This window comes from Frankia sp. CcWB3 (assembly GCF_977927595.1).
Genome location: NZ_CDWRCK010000046.1, coordinates 1 through 10450, shown reverse-complemented (window position 1 = coordinate 10450; position 10450 = coordinate 1). Strand labels below are relative to the sequence as shown.

General features: G+C 68.9%; 7 protein-coding genes and 1 pseudogene. 6 read left to right on the top strand and 2 right to left on the bottom strand.

The genetic code is table 11. From position 1 onward, the window contains the following. The first annotated feature begins 73 nt into the window (after nucleotides 1-73). From ACY5KJ_RS05900 to ACY5KJ_RS05890, 3 genes are read left to right on the top strand one after another with little or no spacing between them, the layout of a single operon-like run. Nucleotides 74-1474 carry a hypothetical protein gene (locus tag ACY5KJ_RS05900; protein ID WP_462202945.1) on the top strand — a complete coding sequence of 467 codons (1401 nt, stop codon included), beginning with the start codon at nucleotides 74-76 and terminating at the stop codon, nucleotides 1472-1474. A 39-nt stretch (nucleotides 1475-1513) separates the two neighbouring features. Next, nucleotides 1514-3016: an SCO6880 family protein gene (locus tag ACY5KJ_RS05895; protein ID WP_462187222.1), complete on the top strand. Its 1503-nt coding sequence runs from the start codon at nucleotides 1514-1516 to the stop codon at nucleotides 3014-3016. Then, nucleotides 3013-5079 (top strand): conjugal transfer protein TraC, encoded by a 2067-nt coding sequence (locus ACY5KJ_RS05890; RefSeq protein WP_462187223.1) that lies wholly within the window; start codon nucleotides 3013-3015, stop codon nucleotides 5077-5079. Before ACY5KJ_RS05895 ends, ACY5KJ_RS05890 begins: the two co-directional genes overlap by 4 nt. 67 nt (nucleotides 5080-5146) lie before the next feature. Here ACY5KJ_RS05890 and ACY5KJ_RS05885 read toward each other — a convergent pair whose 3' ends face one another. Then, nucleotides 5147-5689, bottom strand: coding sequence for a YbhB/YbcL family Raf kinase inhibitor-like protein (locus tag ACY5KJ_RS05885; protein WP_462187224.1), 543 nt, complete (start codon nucleotides 5687-5689; stop codon nucleotides 5147-5149). Between the two features lie 145 nt (nucleotides 5690-5834). Here ACY5KJ_RS05885 and ACY5KJ_RS05880 point away from each other — a divergent pair, with 145 nt between their 5' ends. Continuing rightward, the gene (locus tag ACY5KJ_RS05880; RefSeq protein WP_462187225.1) at nucleotides 5835-6173 is read left to right on the top strand and encodes a P-II family nitrogen regulator; all 339 of its coding nucleotides are present in this window, start codon (nucleotides 5835-5837) and stop codon (nucleotides 6171-6173) included. Between the two features lie 397 nt (nucleotides 6174-6570). On the opposite strand, the gene ACY5KJ_RS05875 is transcribed toward ACY5KJ_RS05880, so the two are convergent. Continuing rightward, complete coding sequence (locus ACY5KJ_RS05875; protein WP_462187226.1) at nucleotides 6571-7368, bottom strand: DedA family protein; 798 nt, start codon at nucleotides 7366-7368, stop codon at nucleotides 6571-6573. Between the two features lie 726 nt (nucleotides 7369-8094). Between ACY5KJ_RS05875 and ACY5KJ_RS05870 the strand changes: the two genes are divergently transcribed. Next, on the top strand, nucleotides 8095-9138 hold the full coding sequence (locus ACY5KJ_RS05870) for an alpha/beta fold hydrolase (protein ID WP_462202944.1): 1044 nt from the start codon (nucleotides 8095-8097) through the stop codon (nucleotides 9136-9138). 198 nt (nucleotides 9139-9336) lie between these two features. Continuing rightward, nucleotides 9337-10083 (top strand): annotated as a pseudogene (locus ACY5KJ_RS05865) (transposase); the annotation flags it as partial. Nucleotides 10084-10450 lie beyond the last annotated feature (367 nt).

The window sequence follows — 10450 nt, the reverse complement described above, 5'->3', positions numbered from 1 at the left end:
GTCCCCATGGTCCTGATCCCGTTGAGCAGCGGTCCGAGGAATTTCGGAGTTTTCTTCTGATCGGAGCGGTCGCATGACGTCCGGCGGTACAGGCGAAGGCAGTATTATCCTGGCCTTCAACCCCAATCCACTCGATGCAATCAAGGGTGCGATATCGGGGAGTGCGGATGCGTACTTCAACTCGATGGGCAAGGCCTTCTGCGGCATGGCGGCTGACCTGTCCAGCTCCGTATTCAGCTTCGCGGCGCAGAAGACGACCATCGACCTGAACGCCGACTACGTCGTCCAGAACTACAACATCGCGTTCGGGGTGGCGGTACTGATCGTCACCGGCCTGTTCATCTGCGCCTGCATCATGGGCGCCGTACGCGGTGATCCTCACATCTTCGCACGCGCGCTAGCCTCCACCGGCACCGCGATCCTCGGCTCATTCGTCGCACTCACCCTGCTGCAGATGGTGCTCACTGCCTCGGACGGGATCGCCGACGCCTTCGGTGACGGGAAGCCACTCGGCTCGGCCCTGGTAGCCCAACTGCGGGCTCTACCGGAGCAGGGGAACTTCGCACTCGGCATCGTCCTGTCGCTGCTGGTGGCGTTGTTCTCGTTTGCGCTCTTCGTGGTGCTGTACATCCGCAAGGTTGCGATCATCGTGATGGCGGTGTTCATCCCGGTGTATCTGGCCGGGCAGCCGACGATGTCCACGAGCGCCTGGATCAAGCGGGCGACCGAGATCCTCTTGGCGCTGATTTTCGCGAAGCCGGTTATTTACGCGATTTTCACGCTCGGTGCCGGTGTGGCAAGCGACTCGAGCGGCTCCACAGTCGATCAGACACTGACGATCCTCGGCGGGGCCGTGGTGATGATTGCGGCGGTGTTCGCCCCCTTCGTCCTGCTGCACCTGATGGGATTCGCCGACATCCACCTGATGCGCGCCGTCGGTTCAGCAGGTCGGCGCAGTGCGGCGTCGTTCGGCCAAGGGGCGGGTGCGTTGCTGGGATCGACGTCGCGGGAGACTTTCCGCGGAATCGGTGCACGGCTGCAGACCCGCAATCGCGGCATGCTCGGCGACGCCGGTGGCGCCGGTGGCGCCGGCAGCTTTGGCGCCGAGCCCGCGCTGCCCCGGCCGGCCGCGCTACGGACCGGTCGTGGCAGTGGCCTCGGCGCTCCGGCGGGCACGTCCTCCCGGACGGGTGCCGCCACGGCCGCGGTGCGCGGCTCGACGGCCGGCCGGCCCCGGGCCGGCGGTGGCAGTACCCGGCAACCGGCAAGAGCCGCCACCCCCACCAGGGCGACGGTCACGGTCGGCAGCAATTCCAGGCCGGTCGGCGCCACGAGGACGATGCGCCCGGGTTCCGTCACGGGCGGGGCACGCGGGCCCGGTCAGGCCACGACGCGGGTACCCGTGCCCCCGTCGGCGTCCCGGCCTCCGAAGATGACGGCGGCGGTGCCGCCGTCCCGCACCGGCGGCACGTGAGTAGTTGAGTGGCGAGGTAGCGAGGTAGCGAGGTAGCCGATGATCGCGGAACGCAGTTACCGCTTCGGACCGCTGGAACGCGGCGGAGTCATGCTGGGCATGCGCTGGCCGCAGCTCGGCCTGATGATCGGCGTGATGCTGTGCGTGCTCGGGGCACTTCGCTCTCCACTCCTGTTCATCCCACTCTGGGTACTGATGGGAGTAATGCTCCTATTTGTTGCGTTCGTCCGGGTGGAGGATCGTAATCTCGACCAGTGGGTGCCGATCCTCTTCGGCTTCACGATGCAGAAGGTGACGGGCGAAACGGTGTTCCGTGGCGCGTTCTTCCGGCTGGGTGCCGGGGAGGACCAGCTCAGCCGAACGGTCCTTCCGGGGCCGCTGTCGTCGCTGGTGATGTTGTCCGTACCGGTCGGCGGCGGCCGGTACGTGGCGGTGGTAAAGGATGCCAAGCAGCAGACCTACACCGCCGTCCTGCAGGTGCAGGGTAGCCAGTTCGCCCTGCTGGAGTCCGGTGACCAGCAGGCCAGGGTGGACGCCTGGGGGGAACTGCTGGCCGGGCTGACCGCCGGGGGCGGCAAACTGTCGCGCATCCAGTGGTTGGAACGCACGCTGCCCGACTCCGGCGACCAGCTTCAGCGGCACTGGCGGGTCCGCGGGCATCACGACGACTCTTGGGCCGCCGACGCCTACCAGCAGGTCATCGACGCGGCGGGCCCGGTGGCGCAGAGACACGAGACCTACCTCTCGTTTCAGCTTCGGGCCAGGGACGCCCGGCGCGCGATCCAGCGGGCCGGGGGCGGTGACCAGGCGGCCTGCGCCGTCCTGCTCGGCGAACTGCGCACGATGGAGGCGGCTCTCGCCCGTGCGTCCATCAACACGGTCGGATGGCTGCCGCCACGGGCGCTCGCCGCGGTCATCCGCACCACCTACGATCCGTACTCGATCGAGATGATTGACGCGCGGGGTGGTGCGAGTACGGACCTCGCCGGGGGCCTGAAGGGGTTGGCGTCCGGCATCGACCCGGCGGTCGCGGGCCCGGTCCGGACCGTCACCGCCTGGGACCACTACCGCACCGACTCCGGCTTCCACACGACATACTGGATCAATGGCTGGCCGCGTGTGCCCTCCCCTGCCGCGTTCCTCGCTCCGCTGCTGATGGAGACGACCTGTCGGCGGACGGTTTCACTGGTGGTCGAGCCGCTGCCTGGCCGGAAGGCGGAGAAGGCGGTAAACCGACGGCGGATGGCACACCTCGGTGAACAGCAGATGCGGGACAAGGTCGGGAAGGTCACCACCCAGCGCGACGTGGCTGAGGCCGACGAGGTCGAACGCCGCGAGCAGGAGCTGATCGCCGGATTCGGCGCCTTCCGCTTCCACGGCTTCGTCACGGTCTCCGCCGACGACCTCGACGGGCTCGCCGATGCCTGCGGTGAGGCCGAAACGCTGGCCTCACGCAGCCGGTTGGAGATGGTGCGTCTCGTCGGCGAGCAGGATCAGGGCTTCAGCGTCGGAGCACTACCGTTGGCGGTGGGGGTTTCTTGAGCTCAGCACACGACGACGCCTCGGCCCGCGGGTACCCGGTCCCGACCGGCGGATACCCGACCGGCGGCTATGCGGGCAACGGCCATGCGGTGGGCGGTTACGTGCCGGCTGGCTATCCGGCCGGTGGAGCCGTGGCCGGTCGCCCCGAGCGTGCCGACAGCAGCCCCGGCGGCCCGGGCGGCCCCGGCGACGAGGGCGTCGACGGCGACTTCGACGACTTCGGCGACGACGACTTCGGCGACGGCGACTTCGACGACCCGCCCAGCTACGACGAGGCCGGTTACGACCCCGACGGCTACGAGGCGGCGGCCTACGAGGCCACGTCCCACGACCCGGGACGCGACGCCGAGGGCTATGTGGACCTCGGCGGCGGTCCGCGGCGGCAGCGCGAGGGACACATAGCCGCGGAGCCCCCCCGGCGCAGCCGGCGCACGGAACGGGCCGCGGCGGCCACCGAGAAGGCGGCGATGCGCCGGGCCCAGCTAGCCCTGCGCCGGGGCGCACAGCCGCCGCGGCTGTTCGGGCCGTTCGGCGGGCGGACGTTCCACAAGCTGCGGCTTCCCGCGCACATGGAGACGACGGCACAGATCGCCGGCATCTACCCGTTCGTCGTCGACTCCGGCTTGGCCGCGCCCGGCATGTACATCGGTCGGCACGTTTGGTCGGGGAACTCGTTCGACTTCGACGTCTTCGAGCTGTACCGCCAGCAGGTCATCGAGAATCCGAACTTCGCCGTGTTCGGCGCGGTCGGCTCCCGCAAGTCGGCGCTGCTGAAGACGCTGATCTCGCGGGGGGCGGCATTCGGCTACCAGGCCGCCGTACCCTGTGACCCGAAGGGCGAGTACACGCGGCTGGCTCGGCGCCTCGGCTGTGAGCCCACCTACATCGGGCCCGGCATGGCCACCCGGCTGAACCCGCTCGACGCCCCACCTCGTCCGATGGGCATCGCCGACGAGGACTGGGCCCGTGAGGTGAAGCGGGCTCGTTCGGCACTCCTGTCGTCCCTGATCGAGACGGCGAAGGGGGTACCGCTCACCCCGGCCGAGCACACCGCGGTCGACCTGGCTCTCGACGTCGTGACCCGGCAGATCACCGGGGCGTCCCCGGACCGGTGGGCAACCCCGCTCCTGCCGCACGTGCTGGAGGCGATGACGGATCCGACCGAGGAGGACTGTGTCAACCTCCCGATGACCGCGACCGAGCTGCGCGACGCCTCCCGGGATGCCACGCTGACCCTGCGCCGGCTCACGCACGGCGCGCTGGGCGGTCTGTTCGACGGGCCTACCACCTCCCCGCTGGACTTCGACCGTCCGATCGCCGTGCTGAACCTGGAGCGGGTCCAGGGCAGCGATGAGATGATCGCCCTGATCATGACCTGCGCGCAGGCGTGGATGGAAGCGGCACTCATGCGCCAGGACGGCGTGCAGCGCTACGTCGTCTACGACGAGTGCTGGCGGCTGATGCGGTTCGCCGGCCTCGTCCGCCGGCTGTCCGCCCAGCAGAAGCTCGCCCGGCAGTGGGGATGCGCGAACGCGATCGTTGCCCACCGTATCTCCGACCTGCTGTCCGCCTCGCCGGACTCGGTGGAGATCGCCAAGGGCCTGCTCGCCGAGACCGCGATCCGGATCCTCTACAAGCAGGCGTCCGATCAGATCGCCGACACGCAGGCCGCGCTCGGGCTCACCGATGTCGCCGCCGACCTGCTCCCCAGGCTCGACCCGGGCTACGCCCTGTGGCTGATCGGCGCCCGCGCCTTCTACGTCGAGCACGTCGTCGGCGACCTGGAGATCCCCGTGGTGCTCAACGGCTCGAAGATGCACGGCGAGGTCGACGACACCAACCTGACCCCCGACGATCTGGATCCGGCCGAGCTGGACCCGTCGGATCTCGGTCCCGGCCGGCTGCGCCGGATGGCCGACGAACTCCTCGACAACCGGGAACTCGAGAGCGGGGAGCTCGGGAGCGGGGAGCTCGTCGACGGCCCGGCCGTCCCACGGGCCGCCGGCCTCACGGGCGGGTTCGGTTACCCGCCCGTGGAGCCCAGCCCCAGCTCCACCAGCTGACGATCCCCGGGCGGCGCGCCGAGGGCGCGGCACCTGAGGACCTCGACGCGCCGGCAGGGCGGCCCCGTCAGCGTTGGAAGGTCACCCGCAGCACGGCCCGGGCGAGGGTGTGGAAGGTGAGGTTGAAGCCGACGACGGCCGGTGAGACCTCGTCGTTGATCTCTAGTTCCGGAACGTCGACCGCGTGGACGGTGAAGATGTACCGGTGCGGTACGTCGCCCTGCGGCGGCGCGGCCCCGCCATACGCCTTGGAGCCCCAGTCGCTGCGCACGTGATACGCGCCGACGGGCAGGCCGGTGAAGTCGCCGCTGCCCGCGCCGCGGGGAAGCTCGGTCACCGCCGCGGGGATGCCCACCAGGACCCAGTGCCAGAATCCGCTGCCGGTGGGCGCGTCCGGGTCGTAGCAGGTGACGACGAAACTCCTGGTCTCGGCGGGCTGACCGAACCAGGCCAGCTGTGGGGAGATGTCGGCACCCCCGGCGCTGGTGTGCACCTGATCGGACGGAACGACTCCACCGTCGACGAGGTCCGTACTGGTCACGGTGAACAGCGGTTTGGCGGGCAGCACGTCGAACGGGTCGGGGGGTGTACCGCGGTCGAGCAGGGACATCTACCATTCCTTCCGTTACGCCATTCGATGACATTCCCGAGACGGAACCGTCACCTGCCGGCTCTACGCTTCTCCGCGATGAAACCTCACCCGGAGGTGCGCCGGGCCGTCGGCATGCGGTTCCAGACAACCTGGTGAGGTCCCGGTGAGACTGGTCACCGCCATCCTGCGTCCACATCGCATCGATGACGTACGCACCGCCCTTGAGACCTTCGGTATTCAGGGTATGACGGTCAGCCAGGTGACCGGATTCGGCATCGAACTGTGGCGTACCCAGACATATCGCGGGCAGACCTTCCACGATGAGTCGGTGAGCGCCGTGCGGGTCGAATGCGTCGTCGCGGACTCCGACGTCGAGGACGTCATCGAGGTGATCCGGAGATCGGGCGGATCGGCGGCCAGCGGAGCCGGCAAGATCTGGGTTCTTCCTGTTGACGCCCCCGCCCGCGTCCGCACGGGGGAACGCGGACCGGACGCCTTGTGAGTGCGGACGCCTCGTGAGTCCGGCGGCGCCCCGGCTGCACCGAGGGCGACCTGGCTACGGCGACCCCGACCAGCAGACTGCACCGACCGTGACCAGCTCGGTTGCCGCGATCTCTCGATGGCCCCCCAAGGCCACAACACCACCCACCAATAGTGAGATGATCGTCATACAAACGATGCTTTCGGTGTGCGACCAGCGACTGTTCCCACCTTTGGGTGACGAGGAGAGGCGACAATGACCCGTTGACCCGATACGGTTGACGGGTCCCGGCGGGCGTCCCGCCGACTCCCCCCGTATCGGTGCGGAGCCCGCCGGGACCCGTCCTCGCGACTTGGCCGCATCACAGGTAACCGTCGCGCGGCCGCGATGACCACCGGGGTATCCCAATCAGCCCCGGTCAGTCCTGATCAGTCTCGCTCAGTCCCGGGGTCTGACGTTGATGAGCAGCCGAGTGACGCCCGCCGCCGCGGCGTGGCCGTACCGCGAAGGTCGCAGCCTCCTCGGCGACCGGGGCACTCCTGCCGAATTCAGCGGAGCCTTCCCGCACGGCACCGTTCCTGGCCCGCTTCCTACGGTGGGCCCGGAGGAATTCGAAAGCGATGGGAAGCACCGAGACGGCGACAATTAGAATCAACATCGGCTCAATGTTGTTCCGTACAAAATCTATCTTACCGAGGTAAAAACCCAGAACCGTGAGGCCGCAACCCCAGACCACCCCGCCCACAATGTTGTAGGTGATGAAGATGCGGTAGTTCATCCGGCTCACGCCGGCGATGACCGGAGTGAAGGTGCGGACCACGGGAACAAACCGCGCCAGGATGATGGACCGCGGCCCGTATTTCTCGAAGAACTCGTGCGACTGCTCGACGTACTCCTGTTTGAACAGCCGCGAGTCGGGGCGTCGGAACAACGCCGGACCGGCTCTTCGACCGATCAGGTAGCCGACTTGGTCGCCAGCCACCGCGGCGAGCCCGATCAGGACAGCCGCCACCGGCAGCGGGGTGGAAAGCTCGTCGCGGGCGATCAACATACCCACGGTGAACAGCACGGAGTCACCCGGGAGGAAGAACCCGACCAGTAGGCCGGACTCCACGAAGACGATCAACAGAACGACAGCCAGGCCCGCTTTGGCCAGGCTGTCCGCGCTGAGGACGCCAGGGCCGAGAGCGAGGGTGTTCGACGCGAATGCATTCACTATCGCGGGCCTCCGACAGGCTTCGACGACGGGTTGGACACGTCCGTGAGACCGCGGCAACCATCGAGGGACCGCTACCGCACCCGCCTGAGGACACCGTAAGGGTATCGAGCGATCTTCCGTCTCCCACCGGGCACCCGCAAGAGTGGCTCCACGGCGTCCCGGGCACGTCCCGGGCACGTCCCGGGCACGTCCCGGCAGGTTGCGGCAGGTCCGGTTACGCCCGGTACGTCCCTCATGGGTGCCCGATCATAGGTGCCCGAATCGTCCAGCGAAGCGATCCACCGCCAGTCAAGATCCGGCCGGCCCAGGCGGACCGCCGACGCGATGGCCGGATGTGCCTCATTAGGCTTAATTCGTGCATTATCGGCGGCCAAGCTTGGATCAGCAGCCTGTTGTCCCGAATGATCCGAGTGGCCCGCCGGCCTGGCCGGATGCGTTAACACCACGCCCCCGCGCTCCCGGCCGACGCAGTCAGCGCAGTCAGGGAGGCCGACACGACCGGCTGCGGGGGCCACCCCTGCCGGGGCGCACCGATGCCCCTCCCGTCCGGTCCGTACCCCGCTGCTCGCGGTCCGGCTCCTGCTCGGGCTGCTGCCCCTCGCGGCCTGCGGAAAGCGGGCTGGCGGCGACGACGGATCATCCCCCGCGATCAGTGCCGGCGGACCCGATGAGCGAGGTGCATCGTTACCACCGGGAACCCGCGGGGAAATTCTGTCCAGTCAGGTGGTCGCGCCGGCCCCGACTGGTATCCGGGCGTGGCGGGTGATGTACCGGTCCCACGCGACGCCGGGCGTCGACATTCCGGTGTCCGGGATAATCCTGGCTCCGGAGGAGAACGTTCCGGTTCCGCCGGGCGGCCGAAAAATCGTCGCGTTCGGGCATGGCACCACGGGCCTCAAGGATGCCTGTGCACCGTCGGCGGCACGACCCGCGCTGATCGCCGCCGCCTCGACTTTTCCGCTCGTCCGAGCCGGTTATGTCGTGGCCCTCACAGACTATCCGGGACTGGGGAGTCCCGGCGAACACGCGATCTACGTTGCCGAGCCGGAGGGCAGGGCCGTGCTTGACGCGGCACGCGCCGCCGCTGCCCTCAAGGCGACCGGTGCCGGTCGCGACATCGTCCTCTGGGGCTATTCGCAGGGCGGCCAGGCGGTGTTAGCCGCCGGAGCGATTGCCGCCGCCTACGCACCCGAGCTACGGATCCGGGGAGTCGTCGCAACCGCCCCCCTGGCCGACCTGCCGGCGTCCCTCGCCACCTTGCAGCACAATACCGACGGGGTCGCCTATGTCCTGCTGGCGATAATCGGGCTGTCCGTCGAGGACCGGACGATCAACCTGGACCGGGTGCTCACCCCGACCGGCCGGCGACTGCTGTCGATCGCCCGCGACCGTTGCGCCACCGACCTCACCAGGGCGAGCATCGGTACGTCCGTCGACACCGCCTTTACCGTCAATCCTCTGGATCATCAGCCCTTCGCAGCCGGATTCGCCCGGCAGCGAGAGGTGGCCCTGCGGAAGATGGCTCCGACCCTCGTTCTCCAGGGTGACCTCGACCTGGTGATCCGACGCACGGTGACCGACGGCGTGGTCACCGGGCTGTGCCGGAAGGGCACGACCGTGAACTACCGGCGTTACCCCGGCGCGGACCACGGCACCGTCCTCGGCGCATCGATGGCCGACCTCACCGCCTGGGTCGCGCAGCGCTTCGCCCCGTACCCGCCGCCGGTCACCGACATCTGCGAGATGCGCGCAGCCCGGTTCGGATAACCCGTCCCCGGCTAAACGGGCCCGTCGCCAGCTCACGGCTGTCCCCGGCTCACGGTAGGGTCTGTGGACAACCGTGCGCCCGAGCACACCCTGCCCATCGGTGGTTTGTTGTGATTGTTTGATCATGTATGGGCGGCCGGGGAATTGTCTGGCTGTGTCGGGTAGGGAAGGAGCGGTTCGGCCGCGGAGGTGATCGTGATGACAGAGCCGCTGCCGTGCCCGCCGGCTCCGGCGCCGGTGGAGGCGTACGCGTCCCGGTTGGATGGCCTGTTCGCCTCCCGGGCGCAGCGGCGGGCGTTCCGGGACTACCTGGTCGGTCTGCTGCTGCCGCGGGACCGGAACAAGACGCTGACCTGTCTGGCCGGGGCGGAGCCGGTGGTGGGCGCGCAGCACCGGGAGGTCCAGCGGCTGCAGTGGTTTCTGTCCGAGTCGCCGTGGGACCACGAGAAAATCAACACTCGGCGGGTTGAGCTGCTCATGGCGGCGCCGGCCACCCGGCCTCATCCCGGCGGGGTACTGATCCTGGACGACTCCGGGGACCGCAAGAGCGGGCACGCCACCGCGGGCGTGTCCCGTCAGTACATCGGTTCCCGAGGCGGCCCGTACCGGATCGGCGGGCCACTGCGGCTGGTCGTGGCCACCACCGACCCGGCGACCCGGCCAACCACCAGCACCTGGTACCTGGCCACCACCCTGCCCCGCCCGGACCTGCCCACCACGGCGACGTCGGCGTTCTCACCCGCCAGCTACGACGAGATCATCCGCCTCTACGGGCTACGCGGCTGGGTCGAACAGGACTACAAGCAGGTCAAGCACGAACTGGGCTGGGCCGACTTCCAGGTCCGCTCCGCCACCGCGATCGCCCGCCGCTGGACCCTGGTGAACTGCGCGTTCAGCCTGTGCTGGCACGACACCCCCACCGAGCCACCCACACCCAGCCCAGCCCGCAACCGGTCCGCAGCGGCACACCGCCGTCCTGGCCGGTCAACCTCCGACAGGTCCGCGCCTGCCTGACCCCGCTGTGCCTCCTGCTACGCCTCTGGCAGGCCTGGACCACCGCCCCGATGCCCCACCCACTCCGCGAACTGACCGACACGCTCGCCGCCGGACACCGGCTCCGCCTCTACCTACCCCCATAGATCACGGATCACGAACTGCCGATCACAACAAACCACCGCCATCCATGGGGACCGCCAGTTGACATCCTCCCCCGCGTGAACGCGAGGGATTCCCGGCGGCGGTCATGCCGCGTCCCGGGTGGTTGACGCTTCGCAGCCCGACGTAACCGCCGTGGCTCCACGTCCGTTCACGA